Below are 21,398 nucleotides of genomic sequence, written 5' to 3'. Positions count from 1 at the left end.
GGCGCCCGCCCTTCCCTCACGGAGCCATCCATGAACGCCCTCGTCGCGCTCGCCGCGCTGGCGCTCGTCGCCGCCGCGCCCCCTCGCCCCTCCGCCCCCGCGGGCAGCTGCAAGCAGTGTCACCCTTCGTGGACCGTCCTGCCGAAGGACCACCCGCCGGTGAAGGGCACCACGCTCGCCGCCTGCCTCGGCTGCCACAAGCCCGCCGCCGACGCGAAGCCGGACGCGTTCTCGGCCCGCCTGCACCGCGCCCACCGCGCGCCCGACGCCGACTGCACCGTCTGCCACACGCTCTCCCGCGGGCGCTTCGGCCTGGCCGGCGGGAAGCAGCCGATCGGCAAGCTCACCGAGGGCGACGCGCCGCTGCGCCGGGCCGCGGCCTCCTGGGCCGGATCGACGCTGCTCGACGGCGCCCACGCGAAGGCCGACGTCTCCTGCGCCGGCTGCCACGCCGGCGAGCTCCCGGAGACGGGCGCGACGGTCGCGAACGACCGCTGCCTCGCGTGCCACGGCCCGGCCGACGCGCTCGCGAAGGCGACCGAGCCGGCCGTGCACCCCGACCGCAACCCGCACCACTCGCACCTCGGGGAGATCGACTGCACCGTCTGCCACCATGCTCACGCCGCCTCGGAGAACTACTGCCTCAACTGCCACCCCAAGTTCGAGATGAAGAAGCTGCCGGGCGCGGAGCGTTGACGCCCGGTCACGCAGCACCGGAGGAGACACCATGATCGACACCGTCATACGGCTCGCGTGCGCCGCCGCGCTCGCGGCCTCCGCGCCGGCCCTCGCGGCCGAGCCGGCCCCCGCGCCCGAGAAGCCCTCGGTCGCGCTCCACGGGTTCGTGTCCGCCACCGTGTTCGTGCAGGACGCGACCACCGGCCCCTGGAACGGCCAGGGCTCGCTGTTCACCGTGACCGAGCCGCGCACCGACGAGACGTTCCTCGGCGGCGACCTGCGCCAGACCCGGCTCCAGCTCGCCGCCACCGGGCCCGCCATCCTCTCCGGCCGCGCCACGCCGCGCGCGCTGGTCGAGGCCGACTTCTTCGGCGGCAACACCGGCGGCGCGTTCGGCGACGAGTCGGTGGGGCCGCGGCTGCGCCTCGCCTACGCCGAGCTGGTGCTGGGCAACACCACCTTCCAGGTGGGCCAGAACCACGGGCTCATCTTCGCCATGGCGCCGGTGAGCCTCGCGCACGTCGCGTTCCCCGCCAGCTACGCGGCGGGCGGCATCGGCTGGCGCTTCCCCGGCGTGATGGTGTTCCACCGCATCCCGCTCGCCGGCGCCCACGTCCTCGAGCTCGCGGTGAGCGCCACCCGCGGCTCCTGGAGCGACGCGGACGCCGACCTGCCGCTGGGCGTCTCCTACGGCGAGGCGTCCTCGATCCCGCAGGTCGAGGCGCGCGCCATGCTGAGCGGCAAGCCCGCCGACGGCGTCGCCTACTCCGCCTTCCTGGTCGGCCACTACGATCGCAAGGACCTGACCGGCGTGGGCGCCACCGCCCCGGAGGACGGCGTGGACGGCTGGGCCGCCGAGCTGGGCGGCAAGGTGACCGCGGGCCGGCTCCAGCTCGCCGCGAACGGCTGGACGGGCCAGGCGGTCGGCCAGCTCTTCGGCGCCATCGTGCAGTTCGGGGACATCCAGGGCTGGGGCGCCTGGGCGCAGGCGGGCTGGTCGTTCACCGACACCGTCTCCGCGCACCTGTTCGCCGGCATGGACGATCCGGACGACGCCGACGTCCGCGAGGCCGGCGCCACGCGCCTCCGCAACGTGTCGGTCGGCGCGCTGACCAAGTACTGCGAGGGGCCCTACACCCTCGGCCTGGAGTACTACCGGTACGAGACCCGGACCATCACCGGAACCCGCACCGCCGACCAGGGGTCCCTCACCGCGATGTACTCCTTCTGACCGCGGGTGAACCCCTCGCAGCCCCGGGCCCCGGCCGCGTCCCGCTCGCGGCCGGGGCCCACTCGTCCGGGCGCGTCCGCCCCGCCCGGAGCGCACTTTTCGTGAATGTAGGCCTCGACGCGGGGGCACGCGGTGCACAGCGTCGGAGGTGTCCGCCCCCGCGGCGGGCCCCCGATGCTCCCCGCCATCCTCGCGCTCGCCCTCGCCGCCCAGCCCGTCCCGGCCGTCCAGACGGTGCCCGCGGCCCTGCCCTCCCCCGCAGCCATCTCGCCGCCGGTCGCGCCGGACCTGCCGCTCGACGCGCCCGAGGCGCGGCCGCCGGGCGACAGCGTCTACCGCCTGGTCCCCTGGCTGGACGTGCCGCTCACCGCGCTCGCGGCGGGCGTCGCCATCCTGCCGGCGCGCTACCCGTTCAGCTTCATCACCCCGCGGTGTCCGTGCGACCGGGCCGAGGTGAACGGCTTCGACCGCTTCGCCATCGACCTGCACAGCCGCGCCGCCGGCGTGATCAGCGACGTCACCGTGCTCGCCTCGGTGGGCGTGCCGGTGGTGGCGGACGCGTTCTGGGTGGGGAACACGCGGGCGCTCCGCGAGGACCTCATGATCCTCACCGAGACGCTGGCGCTCAACTCGGCCGCGGTGATGACGGTGAAGTTCGCGGTGCAGCGGCCGCTGCCGGTCACCTACGCCGGGCGAGACGGCCTGGTGAAGCAGGCGCAGGGCTACCGCTCGTTCTACTCCGGGCACACCTCGACCGCGGTCGCCGCGCTCACCGCCGCGTCGTGGACGTACACGCTGCGCCGGGGCCCGGCCGCCTGGCCGTGGCTGGTGACCGCGGCGGTGGGCGCGAGCGTGGGTGCGGAGCGGGTGCTGGCCGGGCGCCACTTCCCCACCGACGTGCTGGTGGGCGCGGCGGCGGGGTTCGGGTTCGGGACGCTGGTCCCGCTGCTCCACGCGCGCGGCGGGCGGCTGCCGGTGGCGCTCGCGCCCATGGGGCGCGGCGTCCAGCTCACCGGCACCTGGTAGCGCCTCCCGGCGCGGCGCGGGCTACTTGCGCACGTGCGCGGGCGCGGGGCGGAGCGCGGTGCGGGCGTCGAGCTCGCAGAGCGCGTTCCAGAGGCGGGCCAGCGTGCGGATGAGGCGGATCATGCTCGGTTCCTCCGTGGGGTCCGGCGGGGGGCGACCGGCGGCTCAGCCGTGCAGCCCGGCACCGGCCGGGATCGCGGGCGGCTCGGGCTCGTTGGCCGGCTCCACCTCCTCCGGCACGGTGCCGGCGAGGACGGCGCGGGCGCGGGCCTGGTCCAGCTCACCCTCCCAGCGCGAAACCGCCACCGACGCGACGCCATTCCCGATGAGGTTGGTGATGGCGCGGGCCTCGGACATGAAGCGGTCCACGCCCAGCAGCAGCGCCAGCCCCGCCACCGGGATGTTGCCCACCGCGGAGAGCGTCGCCGCCAGCGTGATGAAGCCGCCGCCGGTCACCGCCGCGGCCCCCTTCGAGGTGAGCAGCAGCACCGCCAGGATCTCCAGCTCCTGCACCAGGGTGACGTGCGTGTTGGTCGCCTGCGCGATGAACAGGGTGGCGAGCGTCAGGTAGATGGACGTGCCGTCCAGGTTGAAGGAGTAGCCCATCGGCACCACCAGCCCGACCACCGGCTTCGAGCAGCCGAGCTTCTCCATCTTCCGCATCATGAGCGGCAGGGCCGACTCGGAGGACGAGGTGCCGAGCACCACGAAGATCTCCTCCTTGATGTACCGGAGGAAGCGGAACAGGCTCAGCCCGCACCAGCGGAGCACCAGCCCCAGCATCAGCACCACGAACAGCGCGCTGGTCGCGTAGAAGCAGGCGATGAGCTTGCCCAGGCTGAGCAGCGTGGCGATGCCGTACTTCCCCACCGTGAAGGCCATGGCGCCGAACGCGCCGACCGGGGCGAGGCGCATCACGAACCCGACGATGCGGAACAGCACCAGCGACAGGCCGTCCACGAACTCGAGCACCGGGCGACCCTTGTCCTTCAGGGCGGCGAGCGCGGCGCCGAACAGCACCGAGAACAGCAGCACCTGGAGGATGTCGCCGCGCGCGAACGCGTCCGCCACGTCGCGCGGGATCACGTTCATGAGGAAGTCCACCGTGCCGTGGGCCTGCGCGCCGTTCGTGTAGGAGGCGATGGCCTTGGTGTCGAGCGTGGCCGGGTCCACGTTCATCCCGGCGCCGGGGCGCGCCAGGCGCGCCACCACCAGGCCGATGGCGAGCGCGACCGTGGTGAGCACCTCGAAGTAGAGCAGCCCCTTCAGCCCCACCCGCCCGACCTTGCGCAGGTCGCCCATCTTCGCGATGCCGGTCACCACCGTGGCGAACACGATGGGCGCGATCAGCATCTTCACCAGCTTGATGAACCCGTCGCCGAGCGGCTTCAGCGACGCGCCGGTGGCCGGGAACAGGTGCCCGACCAGCGCACCGAGGACGACCGCCAGGAGCACCTGCAGGTACAGGCTGCGCGCGAGACGCTTCACGTGTCTCTCCTGCCGGGAGCCGCCGCCGCCCGGCGCGGGGTCGAGGCCGGCGGTCGCGCCGCGGGCCGGTCATGTATGCCGAGGCCCCGCCCCAGAGCACCTTCGGTGCCGGATCGCCCGCGCGCGGAAAGCGGCGTGATCACCCGCCGCTCGCGCACCGCGTCGCGATCCGAACCGGCATGCCCCGGGTTATCGCGACGGCGCGCCGCAGGGCCCGTGCGGGTGCGGACCGCAGTGATCCCGCGCGTCTGCGGGCTGCCATGCCGGGGGGCATGGACATTCCCGCGGGAATGCCCGTTCGGCGGCGCGCCGGGGCCGCTGCGCGATCCGCGGGATCAGAGCGCGTGAATCCATCCCCGGACCGAGCCAGGCGGTCGAGACGCGAGCAGCGCGAGGCGCGACGACCGAGCATGCCCGTCGGCATGTGAGGGAGGAGCAACGACGCGATGCGACGCGGATCGGCCGCCGCGGCGACGGGAGGGGATGGGTTCACGTGCTCTCAGGGACCGTGAAGTAATCCGTTCGCGTCGAGCGTGGCGGCGCCGGAGGCGCCGCGGAGTCGAGACGCGCCCGAGTCCGGGGGGGCAGCGGCGGCGGTTCGGCCGGCCGAAGTCCGATGCTGCCCGGTCAGGACCCTGGTTCGGGCGCCCGAAGTGGGCGCCCGGAGACGCCGGTCAGGCCGAGAGCCCGCTCGCGATGAGCCGCATCACGTTGAAGCTGATGGCGGCCAGCAGCACCACGGTTTTCACCTTCACGAGCCCACGGACGTTCAGCCGGTCGAGACCTCGGTGCGCCCGGAGATCCGCGTTCGTCCGCTCAGCGAGCACGCCGCGCTGGATGTAGACGCGCTTCGCATCCTCGGTGCCCATCCGTATGCGCCACGCACCGACCGCGGGCGGGTCGTTCCGCTTCGGAGCGTGAGGGTCGACGTCCTTGCTCTTCGACTTCGGCAGCGGCGCGTAGGCGGTCGCGCCGCGCTCCGCGATCGCCTCGATGTTGTCGAGGGTCACGAAGCCGCCGTCGACCAGGTACTCGCGTGGCGCCTCGCCGGTGCGGCGCTGGATCTCGTCGAGCATCGGCACGACGTGTGGCTGGTCGGTGCCGTTGTTCGTCACGTCCGCGCCGACGATGAAGCCGCTCTCGTCCGTCGCGAGCTGCACGTTGTACGCGGGGCGAAAGCCGCCGTCGGCCATCTTCATCACGCGGCTCTCGGCGTCCGTCGTGCTCACGCGGATCTCACCGCGGCGTCTCGCGTCTGACGGCTTCTTCTCGTCGCGCTCGGCACGCTCCTCCTCGACCTCACCAATCTCCGCAAGCGCAGCGTCGATGGCGTCGAGCCGCGCCTTCGCCGCGCGCTCCTTCGCGGCTGTCACTCGCTTCGTCGATGCGGACGGATCTTCGCTGATCTCGCGGCGGAGCTTGCGGACCTGCTCCTCGGCCTCGTTGCGGCACCGCTCGAGCGATTGCCGACGCCGGAAGCTCGCCGCCCCGGCGCTCGCGCGGACCTTCATTCCGTCCTGCGCCACGCGCTTCAGCTGCACTACGCCTTCCTTCATCAGCGCGGCGAGCACCTGCGTCATGAGCCGGTCGAGCTTCTTGCCGTGAATCACGCGGAAGTCGGCGAGCGTGTGGTGGTTCACCGGCACTCCGCCGCAGATCCAGCGGTACGGCGCATCCCGCTCGCAAAGCCGCTCCAGCAGCCGGGCGCTCCCCACGCCCTCGGAGTTCGCGAACAGCCACAGCGCCAGCAGCACCGCCGGGTCGGTCGCCGGTCGCCCCGCGTTGCTGCCCCTCGACGCGATCTCGTCGTAGAACGCCGAGAGATCTAGCCGCTCAACGAGCCCCCAGATGGCGCGAACCGGATGCTCGTCCGCGACCAATGCCTCAAGGTCGGTCGGCTGCAACGACAGCTGGTTCCGGACCGGCCTCACCACCCGCGGCGCGTCGTGCTCGCTCACGCCCCGAGAAGATCACGGCCGGCCGTCCTAGGTCCATGGGCGCCGGCCGATTTCTTCACGCTCTCTCAGCGCCGGTACGACTTCAGGCGCTTCGAGAGCGCGGGCTGCGAGATGCCCACCAGCCGCGCGGCGAGCGTCTGGTTCCCGCCGGAGCGCCGCATCGCCTCCTGCACCAGCAGCTCCAGCGCCTCGTCGAACGTGGGCAGCCGCTCCACCACGCCGAAGGGGTTCTGCCCCTCCTCCGCCGCGGGGTGGGCGCCGTTGCCGTGCCGGCCGATCGCCTCCAGGAACGCGTCCATGGAGAGCACGCGGTCGCGGTGGCGGCTGACCGCGTCGAAGCACATCGCGCGCAGCTCGCGCACGTTGCCGGGGAAGTCGTGCGTCATGAGCAGCTGCGCGAGCTGCTTCGGCGGGGTGGGCTTCTTCTTGCCGAGCTGCCGCGCGGCCTCGCCGAGGAAGTGATCGAGCAGGAGCGGCACGTCCTCGCGGCGCTCCCGGAGCGGCGGCACCCGCACGCGGTGCGTGCGCAGCCGGTAGTACAGGTCCCGCCGGAACATCCCGGCGCGCTCCTTGGCGGCGAGGTCCTGGTGCGTGGCGGCGACCACGCGGACCTTCACGCGCTTCGGCCGGTCGCTCCCGAGCGGGAAGAACTCGCCCTCCTGCAGGAAGCGCAGCAGCTTCACCTGCGACGGCACCGACAGGTCCCCGATCTCGTCGAGGAACAGCGTGCCGTCGGCGGCCTCCTCCACCATGCCGCGCCGCGGCTGCTCGGCGCCGGTGAACGCGCCGCGCACGTGGCCGAACAGCGTGTCGGCGAACACCGCGTCGTCGAGCCCGGCCACGTTCACCGCCACGAGCTTCCCGGGCAGCCCGGAGAGCCGGTGCGCCGCCCCGGCCACCAGCTCCTTGCCGACCCCGCTCTCGCCGGTGACGAGCAGCGGCTGCGGGCTGCGCGCCACCGCCTCCACGTACGAGAACAGCGTCAGCATGGTGCGGTCCTGCGTGACGATGCCGGAGAACGCCTCGGGGTTGCGCAGCTCCCCGGACATGAAGCGCGCGGTCATCTCGCCGTTCTCGCGCTGCAGCTCCTGCATGCGCACGGCGCGCAGGACGCCGGCGACCAGCCGGTCCTCCTCCTCGGTCTTCACGTGGTAGTCGAACGCGCCCAGCTTCATGCAACGGACGGCGGTCTCGACCTGATTCATCCCGGAGACCACGATGACCTTCACGTCGGGATGCTCCACCGAGATGCGGCCGAGCAGGTCCTCGCCGGAGAGGTGCGGCATCGTGAGATCCAGCAGCACCACGCCCACGTCGTTGCCGTCGAGCACCTCCATCACCCGGCGCGCGTCCTGGCAGGTGAGCAGGTGGGTGATGCCGGCCGCGCGCTCGAGGGTGAGCGAGACCGAGCGCAGCCAGGCGGCCTCGTCGTCCACCGCCAGGATCGCGAACGCGGGATAGAACGACTCGCTCACGCCGCGGCCTCCTCGCTGAGCGCCGGCAGCACCAGCGCCGCGGTGGTGCCGACGCCGGGCTGCGAGCCGAACTCGAGCCGGCCGCCGTGCTCCTTCACGATCCCGGCGGACACCGACAGGCCGAGGCCGGTGCCGCCGCTCTCGCGCTTCGTGGTGAAGAACGGGTCGGTGAGGCGCGCCAGGTGCTCGGGCGGGATGCCCACCCCCTCGTCGCGCACCTCGAGCACCACCTCGCCGGCGACGGGATCGTGGCGGGTCGAGAGGCGCAGCGCGCGATCGCGGTCGGGGAGCGCCTGGCAGGCGTTCAGGAGCAGGTTCACGATCACCTGCTCGAGCCGGTGCGGGTTGCCGCGCACGCGCGGCAGGCCGGGGGCGAGGTCCAGCTCGAACCGCGAGGTCGCGGCGCGGATGGGCGCCTCGAGCAGGCGGACCGCGGCCCGGGCCGAGGTGCCGAGGTCCATGGGCTCGAGCCGGGGCGCGTCGTCGCGCCGGGCGAAGTCCTTCAGGTCGTCCACGATGCGCTTGATGCGCCGGCCTCCCTCGGCGATCTCGTCGAGCATCTGCGGGATCTCGTCGCGCATGCGCGCGTACGGGACGCCGGCCAGCTTCAGGTCGCGCTCGCGGGCGCGCGCATCGAGCGCCTCCTGCGCGTCGGCGAACGCCGCCTTCAGCGTGGGCACGTTGAGCAGGATGTAGCCGGCCGGGTTGTTGATCTCGTGGGCCACCCCGGACACCAGCACGCCCATGGCCGCCGCCTTCTGCGCCTGCACGAGCTGGTGCTGGTGCTCGCGGAGCGCGGCCACCGCCCGCTCGCGCTCCGCCACCTCGCGCTGCAGCGAGGCGGTGCGCTGCGCGACGAGCCGCCGCAGCGAGCGGCTCCAGGCGACGGTGGCGCCGAGCAGCACGAGGATGGGCAGGGCGCCGAGCGCCGCGTAGCGCGCCACCGCCTGCCAGCCGATGGGCCGCGGCTCGAGCGGCCCGAGCCAGCGCGCGTGGATCGCGTCGTAGCGCCCGGTCTGCTTCAGGATGGCGAGCCCCTCGTCGAAGCGGGCCAGCAGCTCGCGATCGCCCTTGCGGACCGCGTACCCGTAGCGCTCCGCGCGCACCGGGTTCCCCACCGGCTCGATGTTCGTGAGCCCGAGCTGGCGCTGCAGGTAGATGCCCGGCAGGAGCGCCAGCACCACGCAGTCGTGCTGGCCCGAGGCGAGCAGGCGCAGCGCGTCGGCCGGCGTCTGCGTCCGGATCACCCGCGCGGCCGTGCCGGCTCGCGTGATCTCCTCGTCCATGATCCCGCCGCCGAACACCACCACCTCGCGCCCGGCCAGCTCCTCGATCGAGCGCGGCTGGGGCCCGTCCTTCCGGACGAAGATGGCGTGGTGGACGATCGCGTGCGGCGCCGCGAAGTCCAGCCTGCGGGCGCGCTCCTCCGACCACGAGATGCCCTGCAGCGCGTCGATGCTGCCGTCCGCCAGCCCGGCCCGGATCCCGGCCCAGTCGCCGAACCGGAACTCGACCGTGAACCCCATCACCTCGCCGATGGCGCGGGTGAGGTCCACGTTGAACCCCGCCGGCTGACCCTTCTCGTCGAGGAACTCGTAGGGCGGGTAATCGCGGTCTGCCCCGACCACCACCGTCCGCCCCCCCTGCGGCTGCGGCGCGGGCGGGACGGCCCGTGCAACGGGGGCCGCCGCGAGCAGCGCCGCGACGAGCAGGCAAGCCTGGATTCGGCCCATCGGGCGCCACGCTACGACGGGGGCGCGGCGGCGACAAGCGGGCGGCATGACGCGTCCGCTCGCCCTGAGCCTGTCGAAGGGCGGGCGGTTCCCCTGAGCCTGTCGACGGGAAGCGCGGGGGGGGGCGTGACTGCTCGTCGCCGCGTGACTCGAAGCCGGGGGGCCGTGGGGGCGGGTCCTCGTGTGCGCTCCCGCCCTCGCCCGCTCTCGCGACGTGGAGGCGGAATGCTCGGCGCGGGACTTCGGTCGTAGGACGCGCGCGGATGTCGTCCGATGCACCTGGGCGCGGCTCGCAAACTCGGCCGCACGTATCGCTGACGCGACGTGCGGCCTCAGACATGCTCGCCGCGCACGCCGGCTGGATACGCGCGCGAGAGGTGGTCCTGGCGTGCTGCGCCTGCGCTGACAGTCGCGGTCGCGGGCGAGGGCGTCCGCGCTGCGGACGCGGGTCCGTGCGGGCGGCTTCGAGGCGCCACGGCGAGCACTTCTCCCGAGAACTTCTCCCGAGAACTTCTCCCGGCGACAGCGTCCCCACCACCGCCGCCCATCCACGTCAGGCCGCCCCCGAGGCGATCCGGGCGTTCGCGCCGGAGCGCAGCGCAGCAAGCGTTCGGCACGTCCCCAGGATCTTAGACCTGCACCGCCGTGGACAGCCGCTGCGAAGGGACCGGCGCAGCCGGCGCTGGAACCGATCCCGCGGCTGGCCCGTCCGGTGCGTCGGCTTCATCGATCCCACGGCCCCGGTTCCGGCCATCCATCCACGTCCCAGGCCTTGCGGAGCGAGCACCGCCGCGAACGCCCGGAGCGCCGACCCAGCGGCCCCCTCCAGGACAGGGCCCGCTGGACGCGGTCCCCCCCCGACCGCCCCCACCCCCGACCGCACCCACCGCCCGTCCGAATGAGAACGGCCCCGCCCCCCGTAGACGGGAGCAGGGCCGCAAGGTGGCGACGCGTCCGGAGGGACCTAGTGCCCCGGCTCCGGCGAAGGCTCCTGCTGCTTGCCGCCCGCGTGCGCGGTCTTCCAGAACTGCGCGGGCAGGAGCGTGAACGCCATGATGGCGAGCTGCGAGGCGATGAAGCCGGTGAGCGCCCAGAACGCGCTGTCCATGAAGCCGTAGGAGTGGAGGCCCACGCCCAGCATGTTCACGCCGAACCAGGACAGGCTGGTGATGACGTTGCCGAAGATCGCCATCGCCATGATGCCGCGCTCGCGGACGAAGCCGCCCCAGCGCGCGTGCAGGATGATCGCGTTCCACAGCACGATGAGCAGCGCGCCGTTCTCCTTCGGATCCCACCCCCAGAACCGGCCCCAGGACTGGTCCGCCCAGATGCCGCCCAGCACGGTGCCCAGGAAGCTGAAGAACAGCGCGAAGCAGATGACGCCGTAGGTCATCCCCATGAGCGCCTTGGTCGTGCCCGGGTCCGGCTTGCGGACGAGGTGCTTGCGGAGCGTGTAGCCGATCGCCATCGCGCCCGCGAGGAACGTGCCGCTGTAGCCGATGGTGATGGTGACGACGTGGGTGGCGAGCCAGAAGTTCGAGTCCAGCACCGCCCGCATCATCTCCATCGTGTCGCCGTCGCCCGAGAGGTGGTGCGCCACGATGAGCGAGGCGAACCCCGAGGCGGCGGCCACGGCCGTCGCGAACCCCTTCCTGTAGATGCGCTCCAGGATGACGCCCAGCACCACCGCGCCCCACCCCACGAACACCGCCGACGAGTAGAGGTTCGTGACCGGCGGGCGGCCCTGCAGGAGGACGCGCGAGACCAGGCCCAGCGTGTGGATGAGGGCGCCCGCCACCAGCAGCCCGTACGCGGCCGGCTGCAGGATCTTCGGCTTCCACAGCCAGGACGCGAACAGCGCCAGCATGGCGAGCACGTACACCACCATGCCCGCGTAGAACGGCTGCGCGCGGTTGAAGACGATCTCGTGGCCCGCCAGGTCGATCGAGCCGGGGCGCGCCGCCGCGTCCGCCGCGGCCACGTCGGCCACGGCGCGGCCGAAGCTGGAGGGATCCTGCGCCATGTACGCGACCGAGAGGCGCGCCCAGCCCGAGAGCGCGTCGCCCGGCTGGCCCGACGCGGCGCCGCGCAGCGCCTGGCCCATGTTGAGCCAGTCGTCGCCGGTGGTGCCCGCGGCCGGCGGGATGGGGCGGAAGTACGCGAGCTCCTCGATGGCCTGGTGGCGCTGCTGCGCGCCCGGCGTGCCCGCCGAGGCGACCTCGGCGGCGAGGCCCGGAGAGCCGGCGAGCTGCACGGTGTTCTTCAGCCGGTAGTAGAGGTAGACGCGCTCGAACAGGTTCGCGATGGCCGACTGGAAGCGCGTGCGCTGCTTCGCGTCCACCTGGTGCGCCGCCATGGCCTGCTTCTGGATCTCCTCCAGGTGCGGCACGAGCGCGGTGAACGAGAAGTAGCGGTTCGAGCTCTGGCGCATGCCCATGAGCCCGAGGACCTCCGGGTCGTTGATCACGAACACCGGGTACTTGTCCGCCAGCTCCGGCCGGAACAGGACGTCCAGGATCCACTCGTCGGAGGCGATGGTCCGGCCCTTCTCCGGCCCGTCGCCGTCCGCGTCGTACTTGAAGCTCTGCTGGCCGCGGATCATGAGCAGCGCGTTCCGCGACACCGAGTCCACCGGCTTCACGCGCCCGCCCTCCAGCACCGGCAGGCGGCCGAACGCGTCGGTGTCGAACCCGCGGACCGGGCTCGGCGGGATGACGGCGATGGCCGCGCCGACCACGGCGAGGCCGCCGGCGAGCCAGGGGATCAGCTTCTCGAGCTTCATGAGTGCGCCTCCGCCGCGGCCGCACGGCGCCGCATCGACCTTCTCATCGTGATGGCGAAGTGGACGAGCAGCCCCACCGTGACCAGCACGCAGGAGATGTAAGGCAGGAGCCAGCCCGGGTTCGACACCACCTGCAGGATCGAGAGGGTGTCGCCCTTTCCGAAGCTGGCCTGGTAGAACGCCTTCCCGTCGTAGCGCAGCGGCTGGTTCATGTAGATGAGCACGTCGCGCGACTCGCCCCTGGCCGGGTTGTTGAGGTGCACCAGGCTGGAGAAGTTCTTCGGGATCTCGGTGCCCGGGTACACGTCGTGGGTGAAGTCCTTCAGCGTCAGCGAGTACGGCAGGTAGACCCGCCGCGAGCGCATCGCGAGCTGGTAGGTGCGGCCCTCGTGGACGAACTGCTGCGGGGCCGCGAGCAGCGCCGACACCAGCCAGGTGCCGTAGCTCCGCCCGCCCGCCACCGGCTCCACGAACGCCGCGGTGGCGTTGGGCCGGTCGTCGGTGGTGACCGGCGGCAGCTCGGCCACGCGGATGCTGGCGCCCACCCCGGCGGTGGCGATGGCCGGCGCGTCGTTCGGCGTGCGCATGGCCAGGTCGGCGTTCTTGAGGAAGCGCTTCACCTTGAGCGTGATGGGCGTCCCGGGCACCTGCACCTCGTCGGCGCGGGCGAGCAGCGTCTCGGGGATGCCGTACACCTCGTCCCAGGCCGGGTCGGTGACGTCGATGACCGCCAGCTCGTTCTCGCGGGGGTACTCCACGTAGTTCGCGGTGTGCCCCTCCTCGAACGCGAGCTGCATGTCCTGCTGGAACATGCCGGTCACGAACTCGCCGATGACGAGCAGGATGAGGCCGGCGTGGACGATCCAGAGGCCCGCCTTCTTCCAGGACAACTCCAGGCGCTTCAGCTGCGCGGCGATGAGGTTCACCGCCAGCACCGCGCCGGCGAGGGCGCCGCCGGGGAACACCGGCACCGAGAGCACGGTGCCCGGCACGTCCCACCAGACGAGCCAGCTGCGCATGTACACGTTGACCGCGCCCCAGGTGCCGAGGTGGACCTGCGCCAGCGTGCAGGCAACCACCAGCACCATCAGCGCCGCCATGCAGACGATGGTGAGCTTCAGGGACGTGAGCACGTCGAGCAGCGGGCGCAGGGGCCGGATGTCAGTTCGCGTCAAGGCGGAGGCTCTCCAGCAGGGAAACGAACTCCGGCTTGCGCGCGCCGACCGCGGCCGCGTCGCCGGACATCTTCAGGAACCAGGTGTTGCCCTCGGTGAACGTGAAGCCGGCCACCACGCGGGTCTTCTGCTGGCCCTCGCCGAGGAAGTCGTAGACCGACACGTCGCCGGCGCGCGTCTTCACGTGCTTGCGCGCGGAGGCGAGCGCGGCGTCGTCGAGCGGCGGCAGGCCGATCTGCCCGCGCCAGCGGTTCACGTTCGCGAGCTCGCCGCCGGCCGGACCGGGGAGCACGATCACCGTGACCTCCACCTTGCCGCCCGAGGCCGGGGGCGTGATCGTCGCGTACCGCATCGCGCCGCCGCCTCGAACCTCGTTCCAGCCCTTCGGCAGCGTCCACGCCAGCGCGGACGAGCCGGTCGGCTGCGCCGGCGGCGGCACGTCGCCCGCCGTGCCGGGCGCGCCCATCCCGCCGGGCGTCGCCGGCATCCCCGCGGGCATCGCCGCCATGCCGGCCGGCTCCTGCGCCGGCGCAGACTTCGGCACGCGGAAGTGGCTCACCGACTCGCGCTGGCAGCCGCTCGCGGCCAGGGCCAGCGCGCCCAGGACCACCCATGCGGGTGCGACAGACGACCACGGACGTACGCCGTCCCGCCTCGCGCCCGGATCAGGTGCTTCGACTCGCATCCATCCCTCGTGTACGGGCGGCCAGCCGCCCTCGAAACCGCAGCGAAGTTGCGCATGCCGCAGCGCTGTGACCGTCCGGCGCGGGCTGCCATTCAACAGCAAGCCCCCGGAACCCTTCCGTACCAGACGGGGCAGGAACCTATCCCTTGAGATGATCGGGATCAAACGGTTCGTCACGCGCTTTCCGGGCCTCCGGTGCGGCCCTTTGTCGCAGGCGGCCGCTCGCCCGCGGGCGCCGCGGACCGCCCGCCCCTTCCCGCTTGCCGCCGGCCTTGGCCGGGCGGACAACTGGCACCGTCCGTCATGACCACCCCCGCCCCCGCCCGCGCCTCCCTGACCCGCTTCGCCTGGCTCTCCATCGCCGCGGCGGTCACCACCATCGGCCTGAAGACCGGCGCGTATCTGTTGACCGGCTCGGTGGGCCTGCTGTCCGACGCGCTCGAGTCGCTGGTGAACCTCGTCGCCGCGATGCTCACGCTGGCGATGCTGGGCGTGGCGGCCCGCCCGCCCGACGAGGAGCACGCGTACGGGTACGGCAAGGCGGAGTACTTCGCGAGCGGCGCGGAGGGGGCGCTCATCCTGCTCGCGGCGGCCGGGATCGCCTGGACGGCGACCGAGCGCCTGCTCTCGCCGCGCCCCATCGAGCAGGTGGGGCTGGGCCTCGTCGTCTCCGTCGCGGCCTCGCTGGTGAACCTCGGGGTCGCGCGGGTGCTGCTGCGGGCGGGGCGGCGGCACCACTCGATCGCGCTCGAGGCCGACGCCCACCACCTCATGACCGACGTGTGGACGTCGGCCGGGGTGCTGGTGGCGGTCGGGCTGGTGGCGCTGACCGGCTGGCAGCGGCTCGACCCGCTCATCGCGATCGCGGTGGCCGCCAACATCGTCTGGACCGGCGTGAAGATCATCCGCCGCTCGGCGCTGGGGCTGCTGGATCGCGCGCTCGCGCCCGAGGAGCAGGCCGCGCTCCGCGCCGTGCTCGACCGCCACGCCTGCTCCGAGGTGCAGTTCCACGCGCTCCGGACGCGGCAGGCGGGCTCGCGCCGCTTCGTGACGGTGCACGTGCTCGTCCCCGGCGCGTGGACCGTGGCGCGCGGCCACGCGCTGGTGGACGCCATCGAGCAGGAGGCGCGGGCGGTGCTGCCCAACGCCACCATGGAGACGCACCTCGAGGCCCTCGAGGATCCGGCCGCCTGGCAGGACCAGGAGCTCGACCGGCCGCTGCCGCCGGCCACGCCGCGCCAGGCACCTTGACGCGGCGCGAACGCCTCGCCATCAGTTGCAGGCCGCCGGGTGGCCGGCGCGGAGGCGCTGCATGACCCAGGAGACGCTGAACCCGCAGGCCCGCCAGATGGCGGACGAGTCGATGTTCCGCAACCTGGCCGCGCAGGCCTCGGCCATCTGGCCACAGGAGGCGCCGCTGTTCCGGCGCTACGAGCTGCCGCCGCGGGCGCGCATCCTCGACGCGGGCTGCGGCACGGGCGAGATCACCGCCCGCCTGGCCGGGCTGTTCCCGCAGGCGACGCTGCTCGGGGTGGACGTGCTCGAGGCGCCGCTCCGGGTGGCCCGCGCCCGGCACGGCGCGCTGGCGCCGCGCGTCTCGTTCACGCAGGGCAGCGTGTTCCACCTGGCGCTGCCGGACGGCGAGCTCGACCTCACCGTCTGCCGCCACGTCATCCAGGCCATCCCCCACCCCGAGCGCGCGCTGGCCGAGCTGGCCCGCGTGACGCGCCGCGGCGGGCGCATCCACCTGCTCGCCGAGGACTACGGGATGATCCACATCCCGCCGCGCACGCTCGACCCGGCCGACTTCTGGCCGGCCGCGCCGCGCGAGTTCGGGGCCCGCACCGGCTCGGACATGCTGGTCGGGCGGCGCGCCTACGCGATGATGCGCGCGCTCGGGCTCGCCGACATCACGCTCGACTACGTCGCCGTGGACACGCTGCGCGTGCCGCGCGAGACGTTCGCGGCGATCTGGGAGGCCTGGCGCGACGGCTACGTGGACGCGATCGGGCAGCACACGCGCTTCAGCGCGGAGCAGGCCCGGCGCCACTTCGACGACCAGATCGCGACCATCCGCGATCCGGACCAGTACGCGGCCTGGGTGATCCCGATCCTCTCCGCGCGCGTGCCGTAGCCGGCCGCACGACCGGCGGGCCGGCGACTTTCCGACCGGGAATCGCCCCTGCGCGGGGTGGAACGGACGCGCCGATCGGGTGTATTTTCGCTCCCCTTCCCCCGCGCCGGAGCGAGCCCGTGCAGAAGACCGAGGACCTGAACATCGCCGCGTTCGACCTCATGCCGTCGCCGGACGAGGTCAAGGCGCGCATCCCCATCACCGAGGCGGCCGTCCGCACCGTGGTGGAGGGCCGCCGGGCCATCGAGGCCATCCTCGACGGCCGCGACCCGCGCATGTTCGGCGTCATCGGCCCCTGCTCCATCCACGACGCCGCCGCCGGGCTCGACTACGCGCGCCGCCTGCGCCTGCTCGCCGAGGAGGTGAAGGACACGCTGGTGCTGGTGATGCGCGTGTACTTCGAGAAGCCGCGCACCTCCGTGGGCTGGAAGGGCTTCATCAACGATCCGTACATGGACGACTCGTTCCGGGTGGACGAGGGCATGGAGCGGGCGCGCCGCTTCCTGCTCCAGGTGAACGAGCTCGGCCTGCCCGCCGGCACCGAGGCGCTCGACCCGCACGCGCCGCAGTACTACGGCGACCTCGTCTCCTGGACCGCCATCGGCGCCCGGACCTCCGAGTCGCAGACGCACCGCGAGATGTCGTCGGGCCTCTCCACGCCGGTCGGCTTCAAGAACGGCACCGACGGCGACGTGGACGCGGCGGTGAACGCCATCCTCTCGGCGGGGCGGCCGCACAGCTTCCTGGGCGTGAACGGCCAGGGCCGGTCGGCCATCATCCGCACCCGCGGCAACCGCTACGGCCACCTGGTGCTGCGCGGCGGCGGCGGCCGGCCCAACTTCGACACCGTCTCCATCTCGCTGGCCGAGCAGGCGCTCACCCGCGCGAAGCTCCCGCTCAACCTGGTGGTGGACTGCTCCCACGCGAACTCGTGGAAGAAGCCCGACCTGCAGCCGCTCGTGCTCCGCGACGTGGTGCACCAGGTGCGCGAGGGCAACCGCTCGGTGGTCGGCTTCATGGTCGAGAGCTTCATCGAGGCGGGCAGCCAGCCCATCCCCGAGGACCTCTCCAAGCTCCGCTACGGCTGCTCGGTCACCGACGCCTGCGTGGGCTGGGACACCACCGTGGAGATGGTGCGCCAGGCGCGCGAGGTGCTGAAGGACGTGCTGCCGCGCCGCGACCGCGGGTAGCGGCCGGACCGCTCGCCCCTCGACAGGCTCGAGGTGAGCGGGGCATGGGCGGCGGCCTACAGCAGCGTCCGCGGATCCGTGTACGGGATCCCGAGGCTCTCCGCCGCGGGCGCGCAGGTGAGCTTGCCGCGGTAGGTGTTGAGCCCGGCCAGGAAGCCCGGATCCGGGAGGAGCGCGTCCTTCACGCCGCGGCCGGCGAGCAGCATCGCGTAGGGCAAGGTCGCGTTGGTGAGCGCGAGCGTCGAGGTCCGCGGCAGCGCGCCGGGCATGTTCGCGACCGCGTAGTGCAGCACGCCGTCCACGAAGTAGACCGGGTCGGCGTGGGTGGTCGGCCGGGTGGTCTCGACGCAGCCGCCCTGGTCCACCGCCACGTCCACGATGACGCAGCCCGGCTTCATGTCCTTCAGCATGCGCCGCTGCACCAGCCGCGGCGCCGCCGCCCCGGGGATGAGCACCGCGCCGATGACGAGGTCGGCCTGGACCAGCGCCTGCTCCACGTGCGCCTCGTTGGACCAGAGCGTCTCGATGCGGTTCCCGAAGATGTCGTCGAGGTAGCGGAGCGTGGGCAGGCTCTTGTCGAGCACCGTGACCCGCGCGCCCATGCCGGCCGCGACCTTGATGGCGTTGAGCCCCACCACCCCGCCGCCCAGCACCACCACGTGCGCGGGCGGCACGCCGGGCACCCCGCCGAGCAGCATGCCCCGCCCGCCGTTCGGCTGCTGCAGGTAGAACGCGCCCACGTGCGCGGCCATGCGGCCGGCCACCTCGGACATGGGCGTGAGCAGCGGCAGCCGGCCGGAGGCGTCGCGGATGGTCTCGTAGGCGATGGCGGTGACCTCGTGCTCGAGGAGCGCCTTCGTCTGGAGCGGATCCGGCGCGAGGTGCAGGTAGGTGAACAGGATCTGCCCGGGCCGGAGCGCGGCCAGCTCGGGCGGCTGCGGCTCCTTCACCTTCACGATCAGCTCGGCCTGCTCGAACACCTGCCGGGCCACCGGCGCGATGCGCGCGCCCACCGCCGCGTACTCGGCGTCGGGGAACCCGCTCCGCTCGCCGGCGCCGGCCTCGACCAGGACCTCGTGCCCGGCCGCGACCAGCGACCGCGCCCCGCCCGGCGTGAGGCCGACGCGGTTCTCGTTGTTCTTGATCTCCTTGGGGCAGCCGACGCGCATGCGAAGCTCCGGGGTGAGGGTCGAGCGGCCCCCACCGAGTAAGACGAACGCGGGCCGCCGTCGACCCCCGCACCGGGTGTTCGCGATGGCGCGTCCCACGGTTCTGGGCTAAGGAGCGGCCATGAACGCGAAGGAGCGCGCCGCCCACCGGCTCGCCCTGGAGCGGCTGCGCGCGCAGCTCGTCCAGGCGGGCCCCGCCCGCATCGAGCCGAACCGCCGGGATCCGGCCAGCACCGGCGTGTCCGACGAGGACGCGCAGGCGCTCTCGGAGATGCTCCAGGTGCTCGCCTCGCAGCGCAACAAGGGGCAGGCCGAGCTGGTCGGCCGGATCGACCGCGCGCTGGCGAAGCTGGCCAACCGCCCGGACGACTTCGGGCTGTGCGAGTCGTGCGAGGAGGAGATCGCGCCCCGCCGGCTCGCGCTCATGCCCTACGCGGCGCTCTGCCCGGAGTGCCAGGCGCGCTCCGAGCCGCGCCGCAACGCGACGCGCAAGAACCTGACCGACTTCAGCTGACCCGCCCCCGAGGAGATCCCCGTGCGCATCCTCCACACCATGCTCCGCGTCGGCGACCTGGAGCGCTCGCTCGCCTTCTACACCGGCGTCCTCGGCATGACGCTGCTCCGCCGCCAGGAGTACCCCGACGGCCGGTTCACGCTCGCGTTCGTGGGCTACGGCCCGGAGTCCGAGCAGACCGCCATCGAGCTGACGCACAACTGGGACACGCCGAAGTACGACCTCGGCACCGGCTTCGGCCACGTGGCGCTGGAGGTGCCGGAGGCCTACGCCGTCTGCGCCCAGATAAAGGCGCGCGGCGGGCGCGTGGTGCGCGAGGCCGGCCCGATGAAGCACGGGACCACGGTGATCGCGTTCGTCGAGGATCCCGACGGCTACAAGATCGAGCTGATCCAGCGCGGCAGCTGAGGCGGGTTCGCCCGCTCACCCTGAGCGGAGGCGGGCCGCAGGCCGCCGAGGTCGAAGGGCGAGCGGGCGCGGCTCAGGCGGCGCGGACGACCACGCCCGTCGCGGTCTCGGCGAACCGGTACTCGGGGTGGAGCCGCTCCGCGGTGCGGAGCGCCCACTCGCGGTCGAACAGCACCACCGGCCGGTCGCGCACGTCGAGCACCACCATGCCCTCGACCGCGTCGTGGAGCGCGTCGAGGTCGAGCGGCTTGCCGTCGGTGCGCGAGACCCAGCGCGCGAGCTGGTAGGGCACCGGCTCGACCCGCACCTGCACCGAGTACTCGGACTCGAGCCGGTAGCGCACCACCTCGAACTGGAGCTGGCCGAGCGCGCCCAGCACGAGGTCGCCGGCGCGGCCGGCGGGCGGGCGGTAGAGCTGCACCGTGCCCTCCTGCGCGAGCTGCTCGAGGCCGGTCGCGAACTGCTTGCGGCGCATGGGATCGACCAGCGCGAGCCGCCGGAAGTGCTCCGGCGCGAAGCTGGGGATGCCCTCGTAGACGAAGCGCGAGCCGCCGGTGAGCGTGTCGCCGATCTCCAGGTTCCCGGGGTCGTGGATGCCCACCACGTCGCCGGCCCAGGACTCGTCCACCACGTTGCGGTCGCGGGCCAGGAACTGGGTGGGGTTCGCGAGCCGGACGTCCTTGCCGGTGCGGACGTGGTGCGCCTTCATCCCGCGGACCATCCGGCCCGAGCAGATCCGCACGAACGCGACGCGGTCGCGGTGCGCCTTGTCCATGTTCGCCTGGATCTTGAACACGAACCCGCTGAACTCGTCGCGGGTGGGCTCCACCGGGCCCTGGTCGGTCTCGCGGGGGCGCGGCGGGGGCATCAGCTCGCTGAACGTCTCGAGGAACGCCTCCAGGCCGAAGTTGTTCACCGCGCTGCCGAAGAACATGGGCGACAGCTCGCCCGCCTCGAAGCGCTCGCGGTCGAACCCGTCGCCGGCGGCGTCGAGCAGGTCGGCCTCGGAGCGGAGGCGATCGTAGCCGGCGTCGTCGAGCTCCTCGCGCAGCATCGGGTCGTCGATGCCGGTCACCTCCACCGGCGGCCGCTCGGCGCCGGTGGTGGAGCTGGAGTTCGCGTGGTCGGCGTCGAACAGGTACACGCGCCGGGCCATGCGGTGGTAGACGCCGCGGAACACGCCGCTGCGGAACACCGGCCAGGTGATGGGGTAGACGCCGATGCCGAGGACGCTCTCCACCTCGCCGATGAGCTCGAACGCGTCGCGGCCCGGGCGGTCCATCTTGTTCACGAACGTGAAGATGGGGATGGAGCGCTGGCGGCAGACGCGGAACAGCTTGCGGGTCTGCGACTCGACGCCCTTGGCGCAGTCGAGCAGCATCACCGCCCCGTCCACCGCGTGCAGCGTGCGGTAGGTGTCCTCGCTGAAGTCGGCGTGGCCGGGGGTGTCGAGCAGGTTCATCTGCAGCCCGCGGTAGGGGAACTGCAGCACGCTGGTGGTGATGGAGATGCCGCGCTCGCGCTCCATCTCCATCCAGTCCGACACCGCGTTGGCCCGGCCGCGCTTCGCCTTCACCGCGCCGGCGAGCTGGATGACGCCGCCGTAGAGCAGCAGCTTCTCGGTGAGCGTGGTCTTGCCCGCGTCCGGGTGGGCGATGATGGCGAAGGTGCGCCGGCGCGAGATCTCGTGGTGGCTCATGGACTGCGGGGGTCCTTCCAGAATGCGAATCGCCCCGGGCCGCGGGACCCGGG

The 21,398-nt window shown here is 73.0% G+C and carries 17 protein-coding genes; 8 read left to right on the top strand and 9 right to left on the bottom strand.

What is annotated here, in order from left to right; translation table 11 throughout:
* Positions 1 to 30: 30 nt before the first annotated feature.
* The 3 genes from ANAEK_RS08920 (at position 31) to ANAEK_RS08910 (ending at position 2,935) form a co-directional block, all read left to right on the top strand.
* Entirely contained in the window at positions 31 to 696 is a 666-nt protein-coding gene (locus ANAEK_RS08920) for a cytochrome c3 family protein (protein WP_012525826.1), read from the top strand.
* A gap of 31 nt (positions 697 to 727) precedes the next feature.
* On the top strand, positions 728 to 1,909 hold the full coding sequence (locus ANAEK_RS08915; RefSeq protein WP_012525825.1) for a hypothetical protein: 1,182 nt from the start codon (positions 728 to 730) through the stop codon (positions 1,907 to 1,909).
* Between the two features lie 174 nt (positions 1,910 to 2,083).
* Entirely contained in the window at positions 2,084 to 2,935 is an 852-nt protein-coding gene (locus ANAEK_RS08910; RefSeq protein ID WP_012525824.1) for a phosphatase PAP2 family protein, read from the top strand.
* 165 nt (positions 2,936 to 3,100) lie between these two features.
* On the opposite strand, the gene ANAEK_RS08905 is transcribed toward ANAEK_RS08910, so the two are convergent.
* From ANAEK_RS08905 to ANAEK_RS08875, 7 genes are all read right to left on the bottom strand, one after another.
* Complete coding sequence (locus ANAEK_RS08905; RefSeq protein ID WP_012525822.1) at positions 3,101 to 4,423, bottom strand: dicarboxylate/amino acid:cation symporter; 1,323 nt, start codon at positions 4,421 to 4,423, stop codon at positions 3,101 to 3,103.
* Between the two features lie 674 nt (positions 4,424 to 5,097).
* On the bottom strand, positions 5,098 to 6,381 hold the full coding sequence (locus tag ANAEK_RS08900) for an IS1182-like element ISAnsp1 family transposase (protein ID WP_012525171.1): 1,284 nt from the start codon (positions 6,379 to 6,381) through the stop codon (positions 5,098 to 5,100).
* Between the two features lie 65 nt (positions 6,382 to 6,446).
* Positions 6,447 to 7,856 (bottom strand): sigma-54 dependent transcriptional regulator, encoded by a 1,410-nt coding sequence (locus ANAEK_RS08895; protein ID WP_012525821.1) that lies wholly within the window; start codon positions 7,854 to 7,856, stop codon positions 6,447 to 6,449.
* Positions 7,853 to 9,589, bottom strand: coding sequence for a transporter substrate-binding domain-containing protein (locus ANAEK_RS08890; RefSeq protein ID WP_012525820.1), 1,737 nt, complete (start codon positions 9,587 to 9,589; stop codon positions 7,853 to 7,855). The genes ANAEK_RS08895 and ANAEK_RS08890 overlap by 4 nt, the downstream gene beginning before the upstream one ends.
* A gap of 964 nt (positions 9,590 to 10,553) precedes the next feature.
* The gene (locus ANAEK_RS08885) at positions 10,554 to 12,371 is read right to left on the bottom strand and encodes a cytochrome c biogenesis protein (protein ID WP_012525819.1); all 1,818 of its coding nucleotides are present in this window, start codon (positions 12,369 to 12,371) and stop codon (positions 10,554 to 10,556) included.
* Positions 12,368 to 13,546 (bottom strand): cytochrome c biogenesis protein ResB, encoded by a 1,179-nt coding sequence (locus ANAEK_RS08880; RefSeq protein ID WP_012525818.1) that lies wholly within the window; start codon positions 13,544 to 13,546, stop codon positions 12,368 to 12,370. Before ANAEK_RS08880 ends, ANAEK_RS08885 begins: the two co-directional genes overlap by 4 nt.
* Positions 13,533 to 14,156: a hypothetical protein gene (locus ANAEK_RS08875; protein ID WP_232288412.1), complete on the bottom strand. Its 624-nt coding sequence runs from the start codon at positions 14,154 to 14,156 to the stop codon at positions 13,533 to 13,535. The genes ANAEK_RS08880 and ANAEK_RS08875 overlap by 14 nt, the downstream gene beginning before the upstream one ends.
* A gap of 378 nt (positions 14,157 to 14,534) precedes the next feature.
* Between ANAEK_RS08875 and ANAEK_RS08870 the strand changes: the two genes are divergently transcribed.
* The 3 genes from ANAEK_RS08870 to ANAEK_RS08860 all read left to right on the top strand — a co-directional run bounded on the left by ANAEK_RS08870 (position 14,535) and on the right by ANAEK_RS08860 (position 17,555).
* The gene (locus ANAEK_RS08870; protein ID WP_012525816.1) at positions 14,535 to 15,482 is read left to right on the top strand and encodes a cation diffusion facilitator family transporter; all 948 of its coding nucleotides are present in this window, start codon (positions 14,535 to 14,537) and stop codon (positions 15,480 to 15,482) included.
* Positions 15,483 to 15,543: 61 nt separating this feature from the next.
* A complete protein-coding gene (locus tag ANAEK_RS08865; RefSeq protein ID WP_012525815.1) occupies positions 15,544 to 16,365 on the top strand; it encodes a class I SAM-dependent methyltransferase in 822 nt (273 codons plus the stop codon).
* 119 nt (positions 16,366 to 16,484) lie between these two features.
* Positions 16,485 to 17,555, top strand: coding sequence for a 3-deoxy-7-phosphoheptulonate synthase (locus tag ANAEK_RS08860; RefSeq protein ID WP_012525814.1), 1,071 nt, complete (start codon positions 16,485 to 16,487; stop codon positions 17,553 to 17,555).
* 56 nt (positions 17,556 to 17,611) lie between these two features.
* On the opposite strand, the gene ald is transcribed toward ANAEK_RS08860, so the two are convergent.
* On the bottom strand, positions 17,612 to 18,724 hold the full coding sequence (ald, locus tag ANAEK_RS08855) for an alanine dehydrogenase (protein WP_012525813.1): 1,113 nt from the start codon (positions 18,722 to 18,724) through the stop codon (positions 17,612 to 17,614).
* Between the two features lie 121 nt (positions 18,725 to 18,845).
* On the opposite strand from ald, the gene ANAEK_RS08850 reads away from it, so the two are divergent.
* Positions 18,846 to 19,238 (top strand): TraR/DksA C4-type zinc finger protein, encoded by a 393-nt coding sequence (locus ANAEK_RS08850; RefSeq protein WP_011421162.1) that lies wholly within the window; start codon positions 18,846 to 18,848, stop codon positions 19,236 to 19,238.
* Positions 19,239 to 19,259: 21 nt separating this feature from the next.
* Positions 19,260 to 19,646: a lactoylglutathione lyase gene (gloA, locus tag ANAEK_RS08845; protein ID WP_012525812.1), complete on the top strand. Its 387-nt coding sequence runs from the start codon at positions 19,260 to 19,262 to the stop codon at positions 19,644 to 19,646.
* Between the two features lie 73 nt (positions 19,647 to 19,719).
* Here gloA and ANAEK_RS08840 read toward each other — a convergent pair whose 3' ends face one another.
* Positions 19,720 to 21,345 (bottom strand): peptide chain release factor 3, encoded by a 1,626-nt coding sequence (locus tag ANAEK_RS08840; RefSeq protein WP_012525811.1) that lies wholly within the window; start codon positions 21,343 to 21,345, stop codon positions 19,720 to 19,722.
* Between the last annotated feature and the right edge of the window lie 53 nt (positions 21,346 to 21,398).

The organism is Anaeromyxobacter sp. K (genome assembly GCF_000020805.1).
GTDB classification, from domain to species: domain Bacteria; phylum Myxococcota; class Myxococcia; order Myxococcales; family Anaeromyxobacteraceae; genus Anaeromyxobacter; species Anaeromyxobacter dehalogenans.
The sequence above is the reverse complement of the archived record's forward strand: the minus strand, read 5'-3'. Positions and strand labels throughout refer to the sequence as shown.

Excerpts from the sequence above, each read along its gene's own strand:
- ANAEK_RS08920 (WP_012525826.1), top strand. The coding sequence starts at position 31 with ATGAACGCCCTCGTCGCGCTCGCCGCGCTGGCGCTCGTCGCCGCCGCG.
- ANAEK_RS08915 (WP_012525825.1), top strand. The coding sequence starts at position 728 with ATGATCGACACCGTCATACGGCTCGCGTGCGCCGCCGCGCTCGCGGCC.
- ANAEK_RS08910 (WP_012525824.1), top strand. The coding sequence starts at position 2,084 with ATGCTCCCCGCCATCCTCGCGCTCGCCCTCGCCGCCCAGCCCGTCCCG.
- ANAEK_RS08890 (WP_012525820.1), bottom strand. The coding sequence starts at position 9,589 with ATGGGCCGAATCCAGGCTTGCCTGCTCGTCGCGGCGCTGCTCGCGGCG.
- ANAEK_RS08885 (WP_012525819.1), bottom strand. The coding sequence starts at position 12,371 with ATGAAGCTCGAGAAGCTGATCCCCTGGCTCGCCGGCGGCCTCGCCGTG.
- ANAEK_RS08870 (WP_012525816.1), top strand. The coding sequence starts at position 14,535 with ATGACCACCCCCGCCCCCGCCCGCGCCTCCCTGACCCGCTTCGCCTGG.
- ANAEK_RS08865 (WP_012525815.1), top strand. The coding sequence starts at position 15,544 with ATGACCCAGGAGACGCTGAACCCGCAGGCCCGCCAGATGGCGGACGAG.
- ald (WP_012525813.1), bottom strand. The coding sequence starts at position 18,724 with ATGCGCGTCGGCTGCCCCAAGGAGATCAAGAACAACGAGAACCGCGTC.
- ANAEK_RS08850 (WP_011421162.1), top strand. The coding sequence starts at position 18,846 with ATGAACGCGAAGGAGCGCGCCGCCCACCGGCTCGCCCTGGAGCGGCTG.
- ANAEK_RS08840 (WP_012525811.1), bottom strand. The coding sequence starts at position 21,345 with ATGAGCCACCACGAGATCTCGCGCCGGCGCACCTTCGCCATCATCGCC.